Annotated in this window: 20 protein-coding genes; 13 read left to right on the forward strand and 7 right to left on the reverse strand. The window is 53.2% G+C overall.

Going from position 1 to position 24,014, the window contains the following annotated elements:
* Positions 1-11: 11 nt before the first annotated feature.
* The gene (gene kdsD, locus ACJY2G_RS00645) at positions 12-998 is read right to left on the reverse strand and encodes an arabinose-5-phosphate isomerase KdsD (protein WP_112288372.1); all 987 of its coding nucleotides are present in this window, start codon (positions 996-998) and stop codon (positions 12-14) included.
* Between the two features lie 19 nt (positions 999-1,017).
* Entirely contained in the window at positions 1,018-1,995 is a 978-nt protein-coding gene (locus ACJY2G_RS00650) for a calcium/sodium antiporter (RefSeq protein WP_112288373.1), read from the reverse strand.
* 307 nt (positions 1,996-2,302) lie between these two features.
* Here ACJY2G_RS00650 and mlaF point away from each other — a divergent pair, with 307 nt between their 5' ends.
* The 7 genes from mlaF to murA all read left to right on the forward strand — a co-directional run bounded on the left by mlaF (position 2,303) and on the right by murA (position 7,208).
* Positions 2,303-3,106 carry a phospholipid ABC transporter ATP-binding protein MlaF gene (gene mlaF, locus ACJY2G_RS00655; protein ID WP_112288374.1) on the forward strand — a complete coding sequence of 268 codons (804 nt, stop codon included), beginning with the start codon at positions 2,303-2,305 and terminating at the stop codon, positions 3,104-3,106.
* Positions 3,107-3,121: 15 nt separating this feature from the next.
* Complete coding sequence (gene mlaE, locus ACJY2G_RS00660) at positions 3,122-3,919, forward strand: lipid asymmetry maintenance ABC transporter permease subunit MlaE (protein WP_112288375.1); 798 nt, start codon at positions 3,122-3,124, stop codon at positions 3,917-3,919.
* 3 nt (positions 3,920-3,922) lie between these two features.
* The gene (gene mlaD, locus ACJY2G_RS00665) at positions 3,923-4,489 is read left to right on the forward strand and encodes an outer membrane lipid asymmetry maintenance protein MlaD (RefSeq protein WP_120162159.1); all 567 of its coding nucleotides are present in this window, start codon (positions 3,923-3,925) and stop codon (positions 4,487-4,489) included.
* 41 nt (positions 4,490-4,530) lie between these two features.
* Positions 4,531-5,163: a phospholipid-binding protein MlaC gene (gene mlaC / locus ACJY2G_RS00670; protein WP_430319880.1), complete on the forward strand. Its 633-nt coding sequence runs from the start codon at positions 4,531-4,533 to the stop codon at positions 5,161-5,163.
* Positions 5,160-5,453 (forward strand): lipid asymmetry maintenance protein MlaB, encoded by a 294-nt coding sequence (gene mlaB, locus ACJY2G_RS00675; protein WP_112288378.1) that lies wholly within the window; start codon positions 5,160-5,162, stop codon positions 5,451-5,453. Before mlaC ends, mlaB begins: the two co-directional genes overlap by 4 nt.
* A gap of 173 nt (positions 5,454-5,626) precedes the next feature.
* Positions 5,627-5,881: a BolA family iron metabolism protein IbaG gene (gene ibaG / locus ACJY2G_RS00680; protein ID WP_013577246.1), complete on the forward strand. Its 255-nt coding sequence runs from the start codon at positions 5,627-5,629 to the stop codon at positions 5,879-5,881.
* 67 nt (positions 5,882-5,948) lie between these two features.
* A complete protein-coding gene (murA, locus tag ACJY2G_RS00685) occupies positions 5,949-7,208 on the forward strand; it encodes a UDP-N-acetylglucosamine 1-carboxyvinyltransferase (protein ID WP_112288379.1) in 1,260 nt (419 codons plus the stop codon).
* Positions 7,209-7,280: 72 nt separating this feature from the next.
* On the opposite strand, the gene degS is transcribed toward murA, so the two are convergent.
* The 3 genes from degS to zapG form a co-directional block, all read right to left on the reverse strand.
* A complete protein-coding gene (degS, locus tag ACJY2G_RS00690; protein ID WP_112288380.1) occupies positions 7,281-8,348 on the reverse strand; it encodes an outer membrane-stress sensor serine endopeptidase DegS in 1,068 nt (355 codons plus the stop codon).
* Between the two features lie 87 nt (positions 8,349-8,435).
* Positions 8,436-9,803, reverse strand: a complete 1,368-nt coding sequence (gene degQ, locus ACJY2G_RS00695) for a serine endoprotease DegQ (protein ID WP_112288381.1) — start codon at positions 9,801-9,803, stop codon at positions 8,436-8,438.
* A 153-nt stretch (positions 9,804-9,956) separates the two neighbouring features.
* Complete coding sequence (gene zapG / locus ACJY2G_RS00700; protein WP_013577242.1) at positions 9,957-10,358, reverse strand: Z-ring associated protein ZapG; 402 nt, start codon at positions 10,356-10,358, stop codon at positions 9,957-9,959.
* 285 nt (positions 10,359-10,643) lie between these two features.
* On the opposite strand from zapG, the gene zapE reads away from it, so the two are divergent.
* The 5 genes from zapE (at position 10,644) to sspB (ending at position 14,437) form a co-directional block, all read left to right on the forward strand.
* A complete protein-coding gene (gene zapE / locus ACJY2G_RS00705) occupies positions 10,644-11,780 on the forward strand; it encodes a cell division protein ZapE (protein WP_113876730.1) in 1,137 nt (378 codons plus the stop codon).
* Between the two features lie 346 nt (positions 11,781-12,126).
* Complete coding sequence (gene rplM, locus ACJY2G_RS00710) at positions 12,127-12,555, forward strand: 50S ribosomal protein L13 (protein WP_013577239.1); 429 nt, start codon at positions 12,127-12,129, stop codon at positions 12,553-12,555.
* 16 nt (positions 12,556-12,571) lie between these two features.
* Entirely contained in the window at positions 12,572-12,964 is a 393-nt protein-coding gene (gene rpsI / locus ACJY2G_RS00715; RefSeq protein ID WP_013577238.1) for a 30S ribosomal protein S9, read from the forward strand.
* 333 nt (positions 12,965-13,297) lie between these two features.
* Positions 13,298-13,939, forward strand: coding sequence for a stringent starvation protein SspA (gene sspA / locus ACJY2G_RS00720; protein WP_112288384.1), 642 nt, complete (start codon positions 13,298-13,300; stop codon positions 13,937-13,939).
* A 3-nt stretch (positions 13,940-13,942) separates the two neighbouring features.
* A complete protein-coding gene (sspB, locus tag ACJY2G_RS00725; RefSeq protein WP_112288385.1) occupies positions 13,943-14,437 on the forward strand; it encodes a ClpXP protease specificity-enhancing factor in 495 nt (164 codons plus the stop codon).
* A 161-nt stretch (positions 14,438-14,598) separates the two neighbouring features.
* Here sspB and ACJY2G_RS00730 read toward each other — a convergent pair whose 3' ends face one another.
* Positions 14,599-16,017, reverse strand: coding sequence for a glutamate synthase small subunit (locus tag ACJY2G_RS00730; RefSeq protein ID WP_095924435.1), 1,419 nt, complete (start codon positions 16,015-16,017; stop codon positions 14,599-14,601).
* 9 nt (positions 16,018-16,026) lie between these two features.
* Positions 16,027-20,484, reverse strand: a complete 4,458-nt coding sequence (gene gltB / locus ACJY2G_RS00735) for a glutamate synthase large subunit (RefSeq protein ID WP_112288387.1) — start codon at positions 20,482-20,484, stop codon at positions 16,027-16,029.
* Positions 20,485-21,355: 871 nt separating this feature from the next.
* Here gltB and arcB point away from each other — a divergent pair.
* Positions 21,356-23,695, forward strand: coding sequence for an aerobic respiration two-component sensor histidine kinase ArcB (arcB, locus tag ACJY2G_RS00740; protein WP_430319882.1), 2,340 nt, complete (start codon positions 21,356-21,358; stop codon positions 23,693-23,695).
* Positions 23,696-24,014: the final 319 nt, after the last annotated feature.

Genomic DNA, 24,014 nt, shown 5'->3' on the forward strand with positions numbered 1-24,014 from the left:
GGATTCCTCAATTAAACTACGCCAGCGCGCAGCATGTCGTGCATATGTAACACACCCAGCAACTGGTCACCATCAGCAACCATCACGCAGGTTATGTTTTTTTCCTGCATTAAATTCAGCGCATCCACCGCCAGAAGAGAAGGGCGGACGCGGATACCCCCGGTCGTCATGACATCGGCAATCGAGGCTTCGTTGATGTTAACGCCCATATCGAAAATGCGGCGTAAATCACCATCGGTAAAGATACCTTCGATCCGCATCAGGTCGTTGCAGATAACTGTCATGCCGAGATTCTTGCGGGTGATTTCCAGCAAGGCATCACGCAAAGAAGCGTCACGGCTGACATGCGGAATTTCATCACCGGTGTGCATGATATCGCTCACGCGCAGTAAGAGCTTGCGACCCAGTGCTCCGCCCGGATGGGAAAGGGCGAAGTCTTCGGGTGTGAAACCGCGAGCTTCCAGTAAAGCCACCGCCAGCGCATCGCCCATGACCAATACCGCCGTGGTGCTGCTGGTCGGTGCCAGACCCAGCGGGCAGGCTTCTTTGGGGACTTTCACGCAAAGATGCACATCAGCCGCTTTGCCCATGGTGCTTTCCGGATTAGACGTCATGCAGATAAGCGTGATGTCCAGACGTTTGAGTACCGGGATCAGCCCGAGAATTTCATGTGCTTCACCGGAATTGGAAATCAGGATCACAACGTCCTGTTTCGACACCATGCCCAGATCACCGTGGCTGGCTTCGCCCGGATGGACAAAGAAAGCCGGTGTGCCGGTGCTGGCAAAGGTCGCTGCCATCTTGCGACCAATGTGGCCGGATTTGCCCATGCCCATCACGACGACTTTGCCGTTGCAGGCGAAGATTTTTTCGCATGCACGGGTAAAATCGCCGTTAATGTATTGATCTAACTGCTCAAGTCCTTCACGTTCTGTTTTCAGCACATCACGCCCGACGGCCTGAAAATCAAAGTCGGAGGCGAAGTTAACGTTAGCCATAGTCAGTTCCTGACAAAGTTCAGAAGGCAATGCTGTCCGGTAACAGGAACAGAACCGCCATATAGGCGATAAATCCACACAGTAACAGTGCGCCGGCGAGATGGCCGATACGGTGTTTACGCATCAGGCACAGCCCGGAAAGCACGATACTGACCGCCAGCATGACCCAGTAATCGCGATGAAACGCGTCCGGGTTGAACGAGCCTGGCGCAACCAGCGCGGGTAATCCCAGCACCAGACAGGTATTAAAAATATTCGCACCAATGATATTGCCCAGTGCGATATCATCTTCGCCCTTAATGGCACCGGCGATAAACGTCGCGAGTTCCGGCAGACTGGTGCCGATGGCGATAACCGTCAGGCCAATCACCAGTTCGCTGACGCCAAAGTAACGGGCAATCACTGTACTGTTGTCGACAATCATGCCCGACGCCAGCGGCATGATGATAAAGCCCAGTGCCAGCCACAGAAATGCCACGGTGTTGCTGCTGTCCTGAGGAAGTTCGGACATCTGTTCGTACGTCAGCGTATCCAGCCCTTCTTTTTCGGCCGCGCGGGCGATTTTTATCACCAGCATCATAAACACGGCGGCACTGGCCAGCAGCAGAACGCCGTCAAACCGGCTGAGTTCTCCGTCACTTAGCACAAAACCACAGAGTGCTGTGACCAGTAACAATAAAGGGAGTTCGCGGCGTAATATATCAGAACGAACGGAAAGTGGATGAATCAGGGCTGCACCGCCCAAAATCAGAAGAATATTAATGATATTCGAACCAATTGCGTTTCCGACGGCCAAATCCATCTGATCATTGATGGCGGCTGTGGTAGAAACCACCAGTTCCGGGAGAGATATTCCGACGCCGACGACGGTCATGCCAATCACCAGCGGAGGTATGCCTATTGAGCGTGCCAACACTGCGGCTCCGTACACCAGACGATCGGCGGCGTAAACTAACAGTAACAAGCCGACAATCATCAGTACGATAGCGAGAAGCATGAAACATCCTTTATTGGGTATAATGCGAGGTTCGTTGCCTTTGCAGGCAGGCGATTCCTTCGTCAACATGAGCTAAGGCAACATTTTCTCTGAAAACAAGGCCTGCAGGTTCCTGTATGTTAGACGATGAAGGCTTTTAATTTAAAATGATAATTCATCGATTTTGACCGTCTGGGGCGGAAAAGTAAAACGATGGCAACTTTGGTAACGAAACCGGGGTAAGTTTTTGTAAAAATACCAAAGTTATACGACACCCCATCTGGGTCAGACGTATTCTTAGCGAAAGTATTCCGAAGGGATAAACTGAATGAGTCAAAGCGAATCGAATCTGGTTGAGATCAAGGGCATGAGCTTCGTGCGCGGCGATCGTCCCATTTTCGAAGAGATCAATATGACCGTGCCACGAGGCAAAGTCACCGCCATTATGGGGCCTTCGGGGATCGGTAAAACCACCTTGCTGCGCCTGATCGGCGGGCAACTTGCGCCAAGTAGTGGGGAAATCTGGTTCGACGGAGACAACATTCCGACGTTGTCACGCCGTAAGCTGTACGAATCCCGCAAGAAAATGAGCATGTTGTTTCAGTCCGGTGCATTGTTTACTGACCTGACGGTGTTCGAGAATGTCGCGTTCCCGTTGCGTGAGCACAGTAAATTACCGGAAGAACTGCTGCGCAGCACCGTGACCATGAAACTCGAAGCGGTAGGGTTACGCGGTGCCGGCGACCTGATGCCTGCTGAGTTGTCTGGCGGGATGGCGCGTCGTGTAGCACTGGCGCGTGCGATTGCGCTTGATCCGGAACTCATCATGTTTGATGAGCCTTTTGTGGGTCAGGATCCGATCACTATGGGCGTGCTGGTGAAGCTTATCGATGAACTTAACCATGCGCTGGGCGTGACGTGTATCGTCGTCTCTCATGACGTACCTGAAGTACTCAGTATTGCGGATTATGCGTATATTGTGGCGGCACAGCATGTCATTGCTGAAGGTACACCAGAGGAATTGCAAAATAACCCTGATCCGCGAGTTCGCCAGTTCCTCGACGGTATTGCCGACGGACCGGTGCCTTTCCGTTTTCCTGCCGGTGATTACAAAACCGAGCTGCTCGGATAATGGAGTTCCTGATAAATGTACCTTGTTTTGAAAATAAATAGGGCCTTAGCCTCTGTCGGGCGCCGCGGAATAAACACCTGTGCGTCTTTTGGCCGTGCCGGTCTGATGCTCTTTCGGGCGTTGGTCGGTAAGCCGCAATTTGCCAAACAATGGCCGCTGCTGATCAAGCAGCTCTACAGCGTTGGCGTGCTTTCCCTGCTGATCATCCTGGTTTCCGGCCTGTTTATCGGCATGGTACTGGGCTTGCAGGGATACCTGATTTTAACCACCTACAGCGCTGAGGCCAGCCTCGGTATGATGGTGGCGCTTTCCCTGCTGCGTGAGCTGGGTCCTGTGGTAACGGCGCTGCTGTTTGCTGGTCGTGCGGGTTCTGCCCTGACCGCTGAGCTGGGGCTGATGAAGGCCACCGAGCAAATTTCCAGTCTGGAAATGATGGCTATCGATCCGCTGCGCCGCGTTGTGGCACCGCGTTTCTGGGCTGGCCTGATTTCCATGCCTCTGCTGACGGCGATTTTTGTCGCAGTCGGGATCTGGGGCGGCTCGCTGGTCGGCGTGGACTGGAAAGGCATCGATAGCGGATTCTTCTGGTCAGCGATGCAAACTTCCGTAGACTGGCGGACTGACCTGCTTAACTGCCTGATTAAAAGCCTTGTTTTCGCTATCACAGTGACCTGGATTGCGTTGTTCAATGGCTATGATGCGATACCGACGTCCGAAGGGATCAGCCGGGCAACGACACGTACTGTGGTGCATTCGTCACTGGCGGTGCTGGGATTGGATTTTGTGCTGACAGCACTGATGTTTGGAAATTAAACCATGCAAACGAAAAAGAGTGAAATCTGGGTAGGCGCATTTTTGATCATCGCACTGATTGCGGTGTTATTCCTGTGCCTGAAAGTGGCCGACATCCGTTCTATCGGCTCTGACCCGACTTACCGCATTTCTGCGGACTTCGACAATATCGGCGGCCTGAAAAGCGGTTCTCCGGTCAAAGTCGGCGGTGTGGTGATTGGTCGCGTCAGCAGCATATCGCTTGATAAAAACTATTCTCCACGCGTAGAAATGGATATTGACCAGAAGTACAACCAGATCCCGAGTACCAGTACGCTGGCTATCCGCACCTCTGGTTTACTGGGCGAGCAATTCCTGGCGCTGAACATTGGTTTTGAAGACCCTGACATGGGAACGACTATCCTTAAAAACGGTGGCGTCATTCAGGACACCAAATCGGCGCTGGTTCTCGAAGACCTGATTGGCCAGTTCCTTTATAAGAGCGGCGACGGGAAAGCGGATCCGGATGCAGGGTCTGCGACCGCAGCACCCGCGGGCGATTCTGCCCCTGCGCCAGACGCTAACACGGCTCCACAACCGGCTGCTCATTAAGAACTTGCTACTACGGATTCTCCATCAAAGAGGAAATGATTATGTTTAAACGTTTAGTGATCGCCGCACTGCTGGTGGTTATGGCTCCGCTGGCCAATGCCGCGGTTGATAAAACCAACCCTTACAGCGTGATGAATGAAGCGGCGAACAAAACCTTCACCCGCCTCAAAACCGAACAGCCGAAAATCAAGCAGGATCCTAACTACCTGCGCCAGATCGTGCGTGAAGAACTGCTGCCGTACGTGCAGATCAAATACGCCGGTGCGCTGGTGTTAGGTCGCTACTATCAACAGGCGACCCCTGCACAACGTGAGGCGTATTTCGCTGCGTTCTCTGACTATCTGCAACAGGCTTATGGTCAGGCGCTGGCGATGTACAACGGCCAGAACTATACCGTACAGCCGGAACAGTCTTACGCAGATAAAGACATCATTGCTATCCGCGTGACCATTACCGATCCGAACGGTCGTCCGCCAGTGCGTCTGGATTTCCAGTGGCGTAAAAACAGCCGTACCGGCGAATGGCAGGCATACGACATGATCGCCGAAGGCGTCAGTATGATTTCGACCAAGCAAAACGAATGGGTGGATATCCTGCGTCAGAAAGGGATTGATGGTCTGACTGCGCGTCTGAAACAAGCTGCTGCAGAACCGATTACCCTGGATAAAAAATGAGTGAAGCATTGCGCTGGGAATCGCAGCCGCCGCGACTGACGTTGCACGGTGAACTGGATCGCGAAACGCTGGTCCCCTTCTGGGATGCGCGCAAAAAGCTGATGTCCGGGATTACCTGTCTGGATGTTTCCGGGCTGGAGCGTGTGGATTCTTCCGGTCTGGCGCTGTTAGTGCATTTGCGTGAAGAGGCCAGCCAGCAGGGCGTTTCTCTGACGGTGGCTGGTATCACCGACAGACTGAATACTCTGATTGCGCTCTACAATCTGCAGGACATTATTCCGGCTGCCTGAGCAAATAAGCCAGCAGTTCCGGTAAGTTAGGCGGCTGAAGACGTACCGTCGCCTGACGCTCTCCAAAGCCCCTGTGCGAAACTCTTGCTCAGGGGCTTTTTCGTGGTTTAAGAATTGCGCCGATCCCTATAAGATATCGGGCTGTTATGATTCTTCAGAAGAATAGATCCCCTATGGAAACGAGTGAAATTAAAGATGTGCTGATGAACGCATTGGCACTGGACGAAGCCCACATTACTGGCGATGGCAGTCATTTTCAGGCCATTGTCGTTGGTGCGATGTTTGATGGCATGAGCCGCGTGAAAAAACAACAGACCGTTTACGCCCCGCTGATGGAATACATCGCCGACAACCGAATCCACGCACTGTCTATCAAGGCTTATACCCCTGAAGAATGGGCGCGTGACCGTAAACTGAGCGGTTTATAAGACTGCCGGAGTTCCGGCAGCTTCCTCATATCTGACCTGTCGTTTAAATGAATAGAGAGCAGTCATAATGGATAAATTTCGTGTACAGGGTGGGACTCGTCTAAGCGGCGAAGTCACTATCTCTGGTGCAAAAAATGCAGCACTTCCTATTTTGTTTGCCGCACTGCTTGCTGAAGAACCTGTTGAACTCCAGAACGTTCCTCACCTGAAAGATATCGATACCACCATCAAACTGCTGAGCCAGCTGGGCACCAAAATCGAACGTAACGGTTCGGTCTTTGTGGATGCCAGTGCGGTAAACGAGTTTTGTGCGCCATACGATCTGGTGAAAACCATGCGTGCTTCCATCTGGGCGCTGGGTCCGCTGGTGGCGCGTTTTGGTCGTGGCGAAGTTTCCCTGCCGGGCGGTTGTGCTATCGGCGCACGTCCTGTTGACCTGCACATCACCGGTCTGGAACAACTGGGCGCAACGATCGTGCTGGAAGAAGGCTACGTGAAAGCGTCCGTAGACGGTCGGCTGAAAGGCGCACACATCGTGATGGATAAAGTCAGCGTTGGCGCGACAGTCACCATCATGAGTGCCGCCACACTGGCCGAAGGCACCACCATTATTGAAAACGCCGCACGTGAGCCGGAAATCGTTGATACTGCGAATTTCCTGAATACGCTGGGCGCGAAAATCACCGGCGCGGGCACCGACAGAATCACCATCGAAGGCGTTGCACGTCTGGGTGGCGGTGTTTATCGCGTAGTGCCTGACCGTATTGAAACCGGGACTTTCCTGGTGGCGGCGGCGATTTCCGGTGGCAAAATTGTCTGCCGTGAAGCCCGTCCTGATACGCTGGATGCCGTTCTGGCGAAACTGCGTGAAGCTGGCGCTGAAATCGAAGTGGGCGAAGACTGGATCAGTCTCGACATGCATGGCAAACGTGCCAAAGCGGTAACGTTCCGTACTGCGCCGCATCCGGGCTTCCCGACTGACATGCAGGCACAGTTCAGCCTGCTGAACCTGGTGGCTGAAGGCACAGGTGTTATCACTGAAACCATCTTCGAAAACCGTTTCATGCATATTCCTGAGCTGATCCGTATGGGTGCTCACGCTGAAATCGAAGGCAGCACTCTGATTTGTCATGGCGTTGAAAAACTGTCTGGCGCTCAGGTGATGGCGACCGATTTGCGCGCTTCCGCCAGCCTGGTTCTGGCCGGTTGTATCGCAGAAGGCGTGACCGTCGTTGACCGTATTTATCACATTGATCGTGGCTATGAGCGTATCGAAGATAAACTGCGTCAGCTGGGTGCAAAAATCGAGCGTTTTAAAGGCGAGTAATTCCTGAGCCTGACGCAATAAAAAAGCCGGAAGGGGAGACCTTTCCGGCTTTTTTTGTGTGTTCAGCGGCTATCAGTGATCAGGATATTCCTGCACGGTGACCTGCAAGGTCAGCTGCTGGCCGTCCCGAATGATTTTAACTGGGATCACCGTGCCAGGGCGGACTTCCGCCACCTGATCCATCGTCTCAATCGCGGAAACAGCCGGTTTATTATTCACGTTAACAATCACATCCCGCACCTGCATACCCGCATTTGCCGCCGGACCGTTCGGGGTGACTTCATTAACCACAATCCCCTGAATGCGATCCAGTCCGCTGTTCGGCCCGTGCAGAGGCGATACCTCGCGGCCGCTGATGCCGATATAACCGCGAATGACGCGACCATCACGAATAAGCTTGCCCATCACTTTGGTGGCCAGCGCTGTCGGGATTGCAAAGCCAATGCCTTCCGGCGTCGCACCGTCATTACTCTGGTCAAATGACAGCGTATTAATCCCCATCAGCTCACCCAGTGAGTTCACCAGCGCACCGCCGGAGTTCCCCTGGTTGATTGAGGCATCGGTTTGCAGGAAGTTCTGGCGACCGGACGGGCTCAGACCGATACGACCGGTGGCACTGATAATGCCTTGTGTGACGGTCTGCCCGAGATTATACGGGTTCCCAATCGCCATCACGACATCACCGACATGCGGAGTCCTGTGTGAGTTAATCGGGATCACCGGCAGATTACCGGCGTTGATTTTGAGTACCGCCAGGTCAGTCAGGCTGTCAGAACCCACCAGCAAGGCTTCAAATACGCGGCCATCTTGTAGCGCCACGATGATCTGATCGGCATTATTAATGACATGTTTGTTGGTCAGGATATAGCCATTGTCATTCATGATAACGCCGGAACCCAGCGTGCGAATGGCCAGTTCGTTTTGCGAACTGTTGCCCATGTTGCGGTTATAGACGTTCACGACGGCAGGAGCCGCGTGACGAACGCCCGAGTTATAGCTGACAGGTTCTTCGCTGGTTTGGGTGAAATTGCGTTCGAACAGCGGGTCTGTGATGTTTTTACGCAACATAGGTACCGCCGCCAGCAAAATGCCAGCAACAATCAGGCCGATAACAGCGGATCTCAATAGCTTAACAAACATGGGTGTATGGGATGCGAGATAAAAAGTGAGGGAAGAATAGCATGAGTTAATCGGACGCAGCAGCACCTGCGTCCGATTTTCAACGCTTTACGGCATGAATAAGTAGATATTCTGCCCTTTACGCACAATGCTCAGCGCAATCAGGTCCGGTTTGCTTTCCAGAATTTTGCGGAAGGCGGCAAGATTCTCAAGCGGCTCACGGTTTACGCCGATAATCACATCGTCTTTTTGCAGACCTATCTGATCAGCCGGTGTGCCTTTCTTCACGTCATCGACATGCACGCCTTTAGCATTTTTATCTGCCGGATCGCTGAGTGTCACACCCTGCAAGGCAGGATTGAGTTTCTCAATGCTGACTTCCACGGCCGGGCTTTTATCCAGCGTGACGTTCACGGTCATCGGTTTGCCATCGCGCAGCAAACCAATCTGCATGGTAACGCCCGGACCGGCGGTACCGACTTTTGCACGTAATTCTGCAAAGCTGCTCAGCTTTTTGCCCTGAAGTGTGACCAGCACGTCACCGGATTTAATCCCGGCTTTTGCTGCCGCCGAATCAGGCAGCACTTCATTGACGAATGCGCCACGCTGGCTGTCGAGTTTAAATGCCTGTGCCAGTTCCGCCGTCATTTCACTGCCGCGGATCCCCAGCAGGCCACGTTTCACTTCGCCGAATTCAATCAGCTGATGGCTGAGGTTTTTCGCCATATTCACCGGGATGGCAAAGCCGATACCGACGCTGCCACCCTGGGAAGAAATAATGGCGGTATTGATGCCAATCAGTTCACCTTTCAGGTCGAGCAGGGCACCGCCGGAGTTGCCGCGGTTAATCGAGGCATCGGTCTGAATAAAGTTTTCCAGCCCTTCAAGGTTCAGGCCGCTGCGACCGAGAGCAGACACAATACCGGACGTCACGGTCTGACCGAGCCCGAAGGGGTTGCCGACGGCGACCGCAAAATCGCCCACGCGCAGATTATCTGAATCAGCCATGGTGATTTGTGTGAGATTTTTCGCATCGATCAGCTGGATGACGGCGATGTCAGACTGATCGTCTTTACCGATGAGCTTGGCTTTATATTCGCGGCCATCGTTGAGCTGAACACTGATCTTGTCAGCGTTATTCACGACGTGATTGTTGGTGAGCACGTAGCCTTTAGCGGCATCAATAATAACGCCCGAGCCCAGACCTTCAAAAGGCTGTGGCCCTGCATTTGGCTCCGGATCTTGCTGACCAAAGAAGAATTTGTATTCCGGTGGCACATCCGCACTTGGCGGCTGCGTGCCGGAAACCTGAACGCCCACGACGGCCGGCAGCACTTTATCCAGCATCGGTGCCAGGCTTGGCAAAGGTTGTCCCTGAACTTGTGTCGGTAAAGCAGCATTCGCCATAGGCGCAGAAGCGAAAGTTAATCCAAGGCTAACAGCTAACACACTGAGCAAAAATGACTTTTTCTTCATCACGATAACTCTCTCGCTTTCTGTAAGGGACGTCAGTTATGGACAATAGAACGATGATTCACTGCACGGGAAGGGGCTTGAGAACGGCACATGCACGGAACATGTGCCGTAAATACGCCTGCATAAAGAGTATAATGCAGGCAGGAGCGTCTGTTATTTACGAACCGGACGCTCGCCACGCAACAAACCCGATGCGCCATCAGAATAATCACGCGGCATTTGTACCGGCACCTGATCGTTATCGGCTTCAGAACCGGTCAGGCGATAGTTGAACGGATTATCCTGCTCTGGCATATCAGGCAGCAGATTGTTGGAGCTCTTCGCCATATGCTGATAAAGCTGACGGTAATCTGTCGCCATGTTATCGAGCAACTCTGCGCTGCGGGCAAAATGACCCACCAGCTCCTGACGGTATTCGTCGAGTTCGGCTTTGCTTTTCTCCAGTTCGTTTTTCATGACTTGTTGATCACGTAATTTACGATTACCAAAGCGCATCGCTACCGCACCAATCGCGATACCGACCACTAATCCAATGAGTGCATACTCCCAGGTCATAATGACTCCTATTTTGACTTCGTTGTCCCGCAGGGCTTTTTCACGTAACTTTTATGACTTAACTTTTTTACACAATGGTTTTAACGTAATTGTCACACGCATTCGTCATGCAATAGCTCCACTATAACCGTTAACCTTGTCAGAGTGGAATCCTGCCGGGAAAATCGCTGCCGTCTGATGGTTTTTTAGCACACAGACAGCCGGGAAAAGCGGCGAACCTACGGCAAAAAAGCGGCTAAACGACGTGAAAAACTTAAAATTTTTTTCTCAGGGACGTTAACTAAGATGCAACCCAAATCACCACTTTTCGTTTATCAGAACGCCGTTGATGCTGGCGAGTTCCAGCCGGACGCGGTTCAGAAACAGGCTGTTGCCCAGCTCGACGCTATTTATCAGGCCTTATCTTCCCGTCCGGCGGCAGAACCTGTGACCAGCCGGGGTGGCTTGCTTGGGCGACTGTTTGGCAAAAGTGCGCCAAAAACCACGCAACGCCCGGTTCAGGGCTTATATATGTGGGGTGGCGTCGGGCGCGGCAAAACCTGGCTGATGGATTTGTTTTTCCACAGTCTGCCGGGCGAGCGCAAACTTCGTCTCCACTTTCACCGCTTTATGTTGCGCGTTCACGAAGAACTGACGCAGCTCCAGGGGCAGGAAGATCCGCTGGAAGTGATTGCCGACCGTTTCAAAGCGGAAACCGACGTGCTGTGTTTCGATGAGTTTTTTGTCTCGGATATCACCGACGCGATGCTGCTGGCGACATTGCTACAGGCGCTGTTCGCACGTGGGATCACGTTAATCGCCACGTCCAACATTCCGCCTGACTCGCTTTACCGGAACGGCCTGCAACGCGCGCGTTTCCTGCCAGCTATCGATCTGATTAAAGAATATTGCGATGTCCTGAATGTGGATGCCGGGATTGATTACCGCCTGCGTACGCTGACTCAGGCCAATTTATGGCTGACTCCGGCGGGCGGGGATACGACGGCCGCCATGCAAAGTATGCTGGGAAAACTGACCGGTAATCACAGCGGTTCGGCGGGTACTGAGGCGGTCACGCTGGAAGTGAATCACCGCCCGATGCGGGCGATTGCCGCCGTCGATGGCGTGCTGGCGATAGAATTCCATACGCTTTGTGAAGAGGCGCGCAGCCAGCTCGACTACATTGCGCTGTCAAAAATCTATCACAGCGTGCTGCTGCACAATGTGCCGGTGATGAAGGCGGACAATGAAAATTCGGCGCGACGTTTTCTGGCTCTGGTGGATGAGTTTTATGAGCGTCATGTCAAACTGGTGGTTTCTGCTGCGGCACCGATGTTTGAGATTTATCAGGGCGAGCGGCTGAAATTCGAGTATCAGCGCTGCCTGTCCCGTCTGCAGGAAATGCAAAGTGAGGAATACCTCAAGCGACCGCATCTGCCGTGATTTTTAGCTGATTATATTTTGCTCGATTTGTGATATAAGAACACGCAGTACATTCTGCATGGCGAACCCTTCTGCTGTCGTGAAGGAAATCTTCCTTTTCGTCGAAAAAGGGTTCGATCTTTGCAGGAGACTTCTCTATAATCTTGCGACCCCACGTTACTACAAAGTTTTTTTCCCGAAACTTTATAAGTGCCAGCATTGGCTATTCGAAGGGGTAGGTTTGCTGGACGATGGTCGTGTGAACCTCCAATACTTATTTTATAAACCTGGGTTCTTATGTGGTTTATAAAAACATATAGGCGTTTGGGTGTTCGCCAACGTGTAACTTTAATTGGGTAAGCTTTTAATGAAAACTTTTACAGCTAAACCGGAAACCGTACAACGTGACTGGTTCGTAGTTGACGCTACCGGCAAGACCTTAGGTCGCCTGGCCACTGAACTGGCTCGCCGTCTGCGTGGCAAACATAAAGCGGAATACACTCCGCACGTTGATACTGGTGATTACATCATCGTTCTGAACGCAGAAAAAGTTGCTGTAACCGGCAACAAGCGTAACGACAAGATTTATTACCATCACACCGGCCACATCGGTGGTATCAAGCAAGCGACCTTTGAAGAGATGATCGCTCGCCGTCCTGAACGCGTGATCGAACTCGCGGTTAAAGGCATGTTGCCAAAGGGCCCGCTGGGTCGTGCAATGTACCGCAAAATGAAAGTTTACGCGGGTAACGAGCACACTCATGCGGCGCAACAACCGCAAGTTCTTGACATTTAATTCGGGATTATAGGCAATGGCTGAAAATCAATACTACGGCACTGGTCGCCGCAAAAGCTCCGCCGCTCGTGTTTTCATCAAACCGGGTAGTGGTAACATCGTAATTAACCAGCGTAGCCTGGAACAGTACTTTGGTCGTGAAACTGCCCGCATGGTAGTTCGTCAACCACTGGAACTGGTCGACATGGTTGAGAAATTCGACCTGTACATCACCGTTAAAGGTGGTGGTATCTCCGGTCAAGCTGGTGCTATCCGTCACGGTATTACCCGTGCACTGATGGAATATGACGAAAATCTTCGTGGCGAACTGCGTAAAGCTGGCTTCGTTACTCGTGATGCTCGTCAGGTTGAACGTAAGAAAGTCGGTCTGCGTAAAGCACGTCGTCGTCCTCAGTTCTCCAAACGTTAATTTTCTGCTGCTTTGCAGCTCAGTGCTTCGGCACGAAAATCAGCGTCAAAAACCCGGTGCTTCACCGGGTTTTTTTATGCCTTTTTTTCAGCAATCGCAGGCGAAATGATCTCCTGACACACAATTCCCCACGAAATCGTCTCACCGTCCACCACAGCCCGCGTAAAATCTGGTAAACTATCACACACTTTTGTGCCTATTCGCCGAGCAGTTGACGTTGCCGCGCTTCCTGGCTGGGTTCGCCTTGCCGATGGTTGTCTATGAAACTACGGGACAAAAACTGCAGGCTGGCGATAACTCGCTGTAATATTCTAGATAAACTTGGAGGTTTTCATGGCTGTCGCTGCCAACAAACGTTCGGTAATGACGCTGTTTTCCGGCCCGACCGACATTTTTAGCCATCAAGTACGTATCGTACTGGCGGAAAAAGGTGTCAGTGTCGAGATCGAGCAGGTTGAGATGGATCACCTGCCGCAGGATCTTATTGACCTCAACCCTTACCGCACCGTGCCTACGCTGGTTGATCGTGAGCTGACCCTGTTCGAATCCCGCATCATCATGGAATATCTTGATGAGCGTTTCCCGCATCCACCGCTGATGCCGGTTTATCCGGTTGCCCGTGGTGAGAGCCGTCTGATGATGCACCGCATCGAAAACGACTGGTATTCGCTGATGCGTCAAGTTGAGCAAGGTTCTGCGACTGAAGCGGACGCTGCGCGTAAGCAACTGCGTGAAGAGCTGCTGGCGATTGCGCCAATCTTCTCGTACATGCCTTACTTCAAAAGCGAAGAGTTCAGCCTGGTCGATTGCTACCTGGCTCCGCTGCTTTGGCGTTTGCCAGAGCTGGGCATTGAGCTGTCAGGTGCCGGTTCTAAAGAGCTGAAAGGCTACATGACCCGCGTCTTCGAACGTGATGCTTTCCTGGCTTCCCTGACCGAAGCAGAGCGCGAAATGCGTTTGCATACCCGAGGCTAAGGTATGGAGATGACCGACATGTCTCCGCGTCGCCCCTATCTGCTGCGGGCTTTTTATGACTGGTTGCTCGACAACCAGTTAACCCCGCATCTGGTGGTTGACGTGACGATGCCTGGCGTGATGGTGCCGATGGAGTTTGCGCGTGACGGACAAATCGTTCTGAACGTTGCGCCGCGTGCTGTCGGCAATCTCGAACTGGGTAACGATGATGTACGCTTTAACGCCCGTTTTGGCGGCGTGCCGCGTAACGTATTTGTACCGATCGCTGCCGTTCTGGCGATTTACGCCCGTGAAAACGGTGCCGGTACCATGTTCGAACCTGAACCTGCTTATGAAGCTGAAGGCGCCTTTGACGGCGACCTGAGCGCGGATGAGCCGACAGAGCCGACTATGTCAGTCATTGATGGCGATTTGCCAGATGTGGCTGAAGAAGATCCGGATGATGAGCCGCCGGCTCCGCCACGCGGTGGTCGCCCGGCATTGCGTGTTGTGAAATAACAACCCGACTCAGCCCTGTTTTACGCTTAAACCCTGCGATATTCGCGGGGTTTTTTATTGCCCTGAATTCATGGGCCTCTCATTTCGCCTGTACTGATTGCGTTCGGTTAAAAAAAACGGGGCTGCCATCGCTGGCAGCCCCGTTTTTACGACAGACCGGATCAGACTTCGAGGAAGTTCATGATGCCTTCTGCTGCCTTACGGCCTTCGGCAATCGCCGTGACGACCAGATCGGAACCGCGAACCGCATCGCCACCGGCGAAGATTTTCGGGTTGCTGGTCTGGAAGGCGTTGTCGCTGCCTTCAGGGGCTACGATACGTCCCTGCGTGTCCAACTCGACGTCATGGGCTGCCAGCCATTCCATTTTGTGTGGGCGGAAACCAAACGCCATCACCACGGCATCCGCTTCCATCACATGTTCGGAACCCGCCACGATTTCTGCACGACGGCGGCCATGTGCATCCGGTGCGCCCAGTTCGGTACGCGCCATGCGCACGCCACATACGCGGCCTGAATCGTTCAGTTCGATGCTCAGCGGTTGCAGGTTGAATTTGAAATCCACACCTTCTTCGCGCGCATTCTTCACTTCACGACGCGAGCCCGGCATGTTCTCTTCATCACGACGGTATGCACAGGTCACATGGGTTGCGCCCTGACGAATTGACGTACGCACGCAGTCCATGGCGGTATCACCACCGCCCAGCACCACGACGCGTTTCTTGTCCATCGTCACGTAAGGCTCTTCCTGGCTGTCATCATAGCCCATCAGCTGCTTGGTGTTAGCGATGAGGAACGGCAGGGCATCGTACACGCCCGGCGCATCTTCGTTCGCCAGACCACCGCGCATGGACTGATAAGTGCCGACGCCGAGGAACACAGAATCGTATTCCGCCAGCAGCGCATCAATGGTGATGTCTTTGCCGACTTCCGTATTGAGCTGGAATTCGATACCCATCTCAGTGAAGATTTCGCGACGCTTGGTCATCACTGATTTTTCCAACTTGAAGGCCGGAATACCGAAAGTCAGCAGGCCGCCGATTTCCGGATGGCGATCGTAAACCACCGCCTTCACACCGTTACGGGTCAGCACGTCCGCACAAGCCAGACCTGCCGGACCTGCACCGATGATCGCTACACGTTTGCCGGTTGGCTGCACGTGAGACATATCCGGACGCCAGCCCATCTCGATGGCTTTGTCGTTGATGTAGCGCTCGATATTACCGATGGTGACCGCACCGAACTCATCGTTCAGGGTGCAGGAACCTTCGCACAGACGGTCCTGCGGGCAAACGCGTCCGCAGACTTCCGGCAGGCTGTTGGTCTGGTGCGCGAGGTCGGCGGCTTCCATGATGCGACCTTCGTTCGCCAGCTTCAGCCAGTTCGGAATGTAGTTGTGAACCGGGCATTTCCATTCGCAGTAAGGGTTACCACAGGACAGACAGCGGTCTGCCTGCGATGCGGCCTGAGTTGCTGAGAACGGCTCGTAAATTTCCACAAACTCAATTTTACGGATCTTCAGCGCTTTTTTCGGCGGATCAACACGCTGTAAGTCGACAAATTGATAAACGTTTTGACTCATCTTAACCTCTTACTGCGCTTGTACCCGCAGCTCAGCTGCGGAACGACTACGGTGACCCAACAATGCTTTGACATCACTGGACTTCGGTTTTACCAGGGCAAATTTAGGCGCCCATTCCGGCCAGTTCGCCAAAATTTCTTCACCACGGGTCGATGCGGTCAACTGTACGTGTTCGATGATCAAACCGCGCAGATGCTCTTCATGGATAGCCAGTTCGGCCACTTCCAGGACTTCAACCAGCTCCGGGTTAACACGTTTGCGGAATTCGCCGTCTTCATCAAGAACGTAAGCGAAACCACCGGTCATGCCTGCGCCGAAGTTGACGCCGGTACGACCCAGCACACACACAATACCGCCGGTCATGTATTCACAACCGTTATCGCCAATGCCTTCGACGACAGTGATCGCACCGGAGTTACGGACTGCGAAGCGTTCACCCGCACGACCCGCTGCAAACAACTTACCGCCGGTTGCGCCGTACAGACAGGTGTTACCGATGATGCTGGCTTCGTGGCTGCGGAACGCGGAACCGATTGGCGGACGGATGGCAATACGGCCACCGGCCATGCCTTTGCCCACGTAGTCGTTCGCGTCGCCGGTCAGCATCAAATCGACTCCGCCTGCGTTCCAGACGCCGAAGCTCTGGCCCGCGGTACCGTTGAAGTTAATACGCACCGGATCAGCCGCCATGCCCTGATCGCCATGTTTCTCAGCAATTGCACCTGACAACATTGCACCCACAGAGCGGTCAGTGTTGCGGATATCAAAGTAGAACGCTTTGCTCTGCTTAGAATCGATGTGCGGCGCGGCCTGTTCCAGAATGTCTTTGTTCAGCTGACCCTTGTCGAACGCCGGGTTGCTTTCGGTGCAGTACACCGCTTTGCCTTCATGCGGCGTGGCAGTCGCCAGCATCGCAGAAAGGTCGAGATTGTTTTGTTTGGCGGTGAAACCGTCCAGCTCAGTCAGCAAATCGGTGCGACCAATCAGATCCACCAGCTGGCTGACGCCCAGTTCGGCCATGATTTCACGGGTTTCCTGCGTGATGAACTTGAAGTAGTTCACTACGCGTTCTGGCAGGCCGTGATAATGGTTGCGACGCAGTTTGTCGTCCTGAGTTGCCACGCCTGTTGCGCAGTTGTTCAGGTGACAAATACGCAGGTATTTACAACCCAGCGCGACCATCGGTCCGGTACCGAAACCGAAGCTTTCTGCACCCAGAATCGCGGCCTTGATGATGTCGAGGCCCGTTTTCAGACCGCCATCCACCTGCAGACGGATTTTGTGACGCAGGCCGTTGGCGACCAGTGCCTGTTGTGTTTCCACCAGACCCAGTTCCCATGGACAACCGGCATATTTCACCGAGGACAGCGGGCTTGCGCCGGTGCCGCCATCGTAGCCGGCAATAGTGATGAGATCCGCGTAGGCTTTCGCCACACCGACCGCGATAGTGCCGACGCCCGGCTCAGACACCAGTTTCACCGAAATCATCGCTTTCGGGTTGACCTGTTTCAGGTCGAAAATCAGCTGTGCCAGATCCTCGATAGAATAAATATCGTGGTGCGGCGGTGGAGAAATCAGGGTCACGCCCGGCACGGAATAACGCAGTTTCGCGATGTATGGCGTCACTTTGTCACCCGGCAACTGACCACCTTCGCCTGGTTTTGCACCCTGTGCGACTTTGATCTGAATAACGTCAGCATTCACCAGATACGCCGGTGTCACGCCGAAACGACCGGAAGCCACCTGTTTGATACGGGACACTTTATTGGTGCCGTAACGCGCAGGATCTTCGCCGCCTTCGCCGGAGTTCGAACGTCCGCCGATGCTGTTCATCGCTTCAGCCAGAGACTCATGCGCTTCCGGGCTTAACGCACCGATAGACATCGCTGCGGTATCGAAACGGGTATACAAACCTTCCGCCGGTTCAACCTGATCCACAGGGATTGGCTGGCCTTTTGGTGTCACTTTCAGCAGGTCACGCAGTGTGGCAACCGGACGTTCGTTAACCAGTTTGGCGTATTTTTTGTAATCGTCATAATCACCACTGTTCACTGCGGCTTGCAGGGTAGTGACCACGTCCGGGTTATAGGAGTGATATTCGCCGCCGTGGACAAATTTCAGCAGGCCGCCCTGATCCAGTGTTTTGCGTTTCAGCCACGCGCGTTTAGACAGGTTCAGCAAATCCTGTTCGAAATCGCTGTAACCGGCACCGCCGATACGGCTGACCACGCCGTTGAAACAGGTGTTGCACAGATCCTTCGCCAGACCGACCGCTTCAAACAGTTTTGAGCAGCGGTAAGAGGCAACGGTTGAAATGCCCATTTTGGACATGATCTTGTACAGGCCTTTGTTGATGCCGTTACGGTAGTTCAGCATCACTTCACGGTATTTCTTCTCAATAACCTGCGTATCGACCAGTTTGGCCAGCGTTTCGTAGGCCAGATATGGGTAAACCGCAGTCGCACCGAAACCAATCAGTACGGCGAAATGGTGCGGGTCGCGGGCACTGGCGGTTTCAACAATGATGTTGGCATCGCAGCGCAGGCTTTTCTCAACCAGACGCAGTTGCAGCGCGCCGACGGCCATTGGCGCAGGCAGCGGCAGACGGTTCGGCGCGATATTGCGGTCAGACAACACCAGCAGAACCGCGCCGTTACGCACTTTCTGTTCGCCTTCGTCACAGAGTTTCTGGACGAACTGCTCCATGTTTTGTTCGCTCGGATCGTAAGTCAGATCCAGCGTTTCAGCGCGATAGTGTTTGCTGTCGAGCGTGGTGAGCTGTTTAAAGTCAGACCACAGCAGGATTGGCGATTTAAAGCTCAGACGGTGAGCCTGACCTTCGGCTTCGCAGAACACGTTCATCTCGCGGCCAATGCTGGTCGCCAGAGACATCACGTGCGCTTCACGCAGCGGATCGATTGGCGGGTTGGTGACCTGCGCAAACTGCTGACGGAAGTAGTCATATACAATACGCGGACGGCTGGAAAGCACGGCGAATGGCGTGTCGTCGCCCATTGAGCCGACGGCTTCCTGACCGTTTTCACCCAGTACGCGGATGATCTGATCGAGTTCTTCGCTGCTGTAGCCGAACTGTTTCTGGAACGTTTCCAGTAACGTGTCTTCCATCTCGCGGCTGCCGACCTGATCTTCCGGCAGGTCTTCGAACGGCACCAGACGCTGAACGTTTTTCTCCATCCATTGCTTATAAGGATGGCGGCCTTTCAGGTCGTTATCGGTTTCCGCGGAGTGGTGGATCTTGCCGCTGCGGGTGTCGATCACCATCAGTTCACCCGGTCCGACGCGGCCTTTTTCGACCACTTCGTCCGGCTGATAATCCCAGATCCCGACTTCGGACGCACAGGTGATCAGCTTATCTTTGGTGATGACATAACGCGCAGGGCGCAGACCGTTACGGTCGAGGTTACAGGCGGCGTAACGGCCGTCTGACATCACGATACCGGCCGGGCCGTCCCACGGCTCCATGTGCATGGAGTTAAAGTCGAAGAACGCGCGCAGGTCGTCGTCCATATCCGGGTTTTGCTGCCAGGCTGGCGGCACCAGCAAACGCATGGCGCGCAGCAAGTCCATCCCGCCGGCCAGGAACAGCTCCAGCATGTTATCCAGCGAGCTGGAATCCGAACCGGTTTCGTTCACGAAAGGCGACGCGTCCTGCAAATCGGGGATCAGCGGCGTTTTAAATTTGTATGCACGGGCACGCGCCCACTGGCGGTTACCGGTGATGGTGTTGATTTCGCCGTTGTGCGCCAGATAGCGGAAAGGCTGAGCCAGCTGCCAGCGCGGCACCGTGTTGGTCGAAAAACGCTGGTGGAACAAGCAGATGGCTGATTCCAGACGCAGGTCGGCCAGGTCTAAATAGAAGCGTGGCAGATCCGCAGGCATACACAGGCCTTTATAGATCGTGACCACGTTGGAGAAACTGCACACATAGAAGTCTTTATCCTGAATGCGTTTCTCAATGCGGCGGCGCGCCATATACAGGCGGCGCTCCATGTCACGCGGACGCCATCCGGCAGGCGCGTTGACAAAAATTTGTTCGATACGAGGCAGGGAGGAAAGCGCGATTTCACCGAGTACGTCCGGATTGGTCGGAACGTCACGCCAGCCCACCACGGACAGCGTCTCGTTTTGCAATTCTTCTTCTACAATGCGGCGGCTCGCCTCAGCTTCTTTTTCATCTTTGCTGAGGAACAACATGCCCACGGCGTAGTTTTTCGCCAGACGCCAGCCACGTTCTTCGGCAATCATGCGGAAGAAGCGATCAGGTTTCTGTAAATGAAGGCCACAGCCGTCGCCGGTCTTGCCGTCAGCAAGGATCGCGCCACGGTGTTGCATACGGGCCAGCGCGTGAATTGCAGTACGCACGACCTTATGGCTAGGTTCGCCTTCTATATGGGCGATCAGGCCGAAACCACAGTTGTCCCTCTCTTGGGATTTATCGTACAACATAACGTGAACCTCCCCAGGCTCTGCGAGACTCTCACACCAATCGCGAGCGGTCTTATTCACAGAGTTTGTCCGCAATTTCGCGCACTCTTGCGGTGCGTTGATTGCCCGGACATCTCCGTCAAAGGCCTCTCGTGATGGTTCTCACAAGTGGTGGTTGACTTGTTTTAATGAGGGAGTCTTCAATTACTGCATAAATATGACGAGTTGCTCACCCGTCGAGATTGCTTCCAGCGGACTCCCAACTTAGCGAGAAAGCCCCATCAGGTCAAATGGCGAATTAACTTATATTAAAAGTGATATAAAAGAGTTTAACTCATTGATATATAAAAATTAGATTGCCTTTTTAATGGCATAATATCGGTGTGGTAAAGCGTGCAAAGTGTGAGCTGACTCACTATAGGAAAAGCTTCAGATCTCCGCACCGTGCTGGCAGGCGCTTAATTACCAGTATTTTATACTGGAAAACTCTGCGGGCATGCGGTTTGTCACTGTTTTTAACGTGACAGTAATAATGTGTCTGAGCGGGGTTTGTAATAAGAATTATTCATATTGCCGGGAATGACTTTATTTGCAGTAATAATGAATAGTTATGCCTGCGCCAAAAGCGCCGAGAGGGAAAGAATTCGGAGGATTAAAGGAAAAGATGTTAGCCACAGGGCATTTGGCGACTTTATCAGCCTGATAAAGCCGGCCGATATTAATAATATCACCCTGCAAAATAGTCAATAACTCTGCCCTTATTTCCTGCATTGCACCATGACCAGCCCTTGTTCGGTGCATCTCACAAACTTCACGCTCAATGATGACCCCGCCATCACGCCGGTGAGGTTTTGCGGTATGATTCAGGCGTCTTCGTTTTAAGGGAACCGTTATGAAGCAAATCCGGGTTTTAGCGCAGTATTATGTCGATCTGATGGTCAAGCTGGGGCTGGTGAGATTCTCACTGCTGCTGGCCTCTGCGCTGGTGGTGCTGGCGATGATTGTCCAGATGGCCGTCACCATGCTCCTGCGCGGGCAGGTGGAAAGTATCGACGTCGTTCGTTCCATCTTCTTTGGTTTGCTGATCACGCCCTGGGCAGTCTACTTCCTGTCGGTGGTGGTCGAGCAGCTCGAAGAGTCGCGTCAGCGTTTAGCGCGCCTGGTGGATAAGCTGGAAGAGATGCGCCATCGCGACCTCGAACTGAATCAGCAGCTCAAAGACAACATTACGCAGCTGAATCAGGAAATTGCCGACCGTGTGAAAGCGGAAGAAGCGCGTCTGGCAGTGGTCGATAAGCTGAAACTGGAAATGCAGCATCGTGAACAGGCACAGATCGAACTGAGCCAGCAATCTGCATTATTACGCTCTTTCCTCGATGCCTCACCAGATCTGGTGTATTACCGCAACGAAGACAAAGAATTCTCCGGCTGTAACCGGGCGATGGAATTGCTGACCGGTAAAAGCGAGAAGCAGCTGATCGGCCTCACTCCCAACGACGTTTATACTGCGGACATCGCCGAGAAAGTGGTCGAAACCGACGAGAAGGTATTCCGTCACAACGTTTCCCTGACGTACGAACAATGGCTGGTCTATCCGGACGGGCGCAAAGCCTGCTTTGAACTGCGTAAAGTACCGTTCTATGACCGTATCGGTAAACGACATGGCCTGATGGGCTTTGGTCGTGATATTACCGAGCGTAAGCGCTATCAGGACGCGTTAGAGAATGCCAGCCGTGAGAAGACTACCTTTATCTCCACGATCAGCCACGAGCTGCGTACGCCGCTTAACGGCATTGTCGGGCTGAGCCGCATTCTGCTCGATACCGAGCTGGACAAAGAACAGCACAGCTATCTGAAAACAATTCACGTCAGTGCGATCACGCTCGGCAATATCTTCAACGACATTATCGAAATGGACAAAATCGAGCGCCGCAAAGTGCAGCTCGATAATCAGCCGGTGGATTTCACGGAATTCCTGTCAGATCTGGAAAACCTCTCCGGTCTGCTGGCGCAGCCGAAAGGGCTGAAGTTTGTGATGGAACCGGATTTGCCGCTGCCGCGCAGCATCACCACGGATGGCACGCGCCTGCGCCAGATCCTGTGGAACCTGATCGGCAATGCCGTCAAGTTCACCCGTGAAGGCGAAATTGTCCTGAGCGTCCATTACGAGCCGAACGATATGCTGCGTTTTGTGGTGCGCGATTCCGGGATGGGGATCCCGCAGGACGAGCAGGACAAAATTTTCGCCATGTATTATCAGGTGAAAGACCAGAACGGCGGCAAACCGGCGACCGGTACGGGCATCGGGCTGGCGGTATCCAAACGTCTGGCGCAGACGATGGGCGGCGATATTACTGTCAGCAGCGTGCCGGGTCAGGGCTCCAGCTTCACGCTCACCGTGCGTGCGCCTAAACTTGATGCACCGGCACAACAGGTGGACGAAGAAGAAGATATGCCACTCCCGGCGCTGCATGTGCTGCTGGTGGAAGATATCGAGCTGAACGTCATCGTGGCGCGTTCGGTGCTGGAGAAACTGGGCAACAGCGTAGAAGTGGCCATGAACGGGCACGATGCGCTGGAGATGTTTGATCCTGACGAATTTGATCTGGTCTTGCTGGATATTCAGCTGCCGGATATGACCGGTCTGGATATCGCCCGTAAGTTACGCACTGATTACGCCGGTAAGCATCTGCCGCCGCTGATTGCGCTGACGGCGAACGTGCTGAAAGACAAAAAAGAATATCTTGATGCAGGAATGGACGACGTGCTGAGCAAGCCGCTGTCTGTTTCCGCGCTGACTGCGATGATCCAGCAGTTTTGGGATCATCAGCCTGAAGTTTCCGTTTCAGAAAAGGAGCCTGTAGTGATGAAAGACAGCGAATCGTTGCTTGATACCGCCATGCTTGAGCAGTACATCGATCTGGTGGGCGCGAAACTGATTTATCAAAGTGCAGATATGTTTGAAAAGATGATGCCGGGTTATCTCGCGGTTCTCGATTCAAACATGACGGCGCGCGACCAAAAAGGCATTGCAGAGGAAGGACACAAAATCAAAGGCGCTGCGGGTTCCGTTGGCCTGAAGCATTTACAGCAACTGGCGCAACAGATTCAGACCCCGACGCTGCCGGCGTGGTGGGATAACGTACAAGAATGGATTGATGAGCTGAAGGCCGAGTGGCGCAATGACATCAAAGTGTTACGCGACTGGACAGCAAACGCTGAAAAAAAATAACCCCAGCCGAGGCCGGGGTGCGCGAATACTGCGCCAACACCAGGGAAAGGGGTAACCCACGATAGTTTTTAGGGTTCGGTTTTCGCAGGTCTTGGAATTCAGTCTTAAAGTCTAATACATCCTGTAGCAATCAACATAACAAATATAAGCAGAACTGTTACAACATTCATTAAAAACTGTGATGTAGATTAGTCTTTGTCTATACAAAACATCAAGCCTTTATCGCAGGATTTTTGACAGAATACAAATGAACCCTACTGATGTTGTACTGGTGACATGCAATTTTACTTATGGAAGTGAACAATCACAGGCTGTTTAG

Source organism: Rahnella sp. ATs2 (assembly GCF_051851855.1).
Taxonomy (GTDB): domain Bacteria; phylum Pseudomonadota; class Gammaproteobacteria; order Enterobacterales; family Enterobacteriaceae; genus Rahnella; species Rahnella variigena.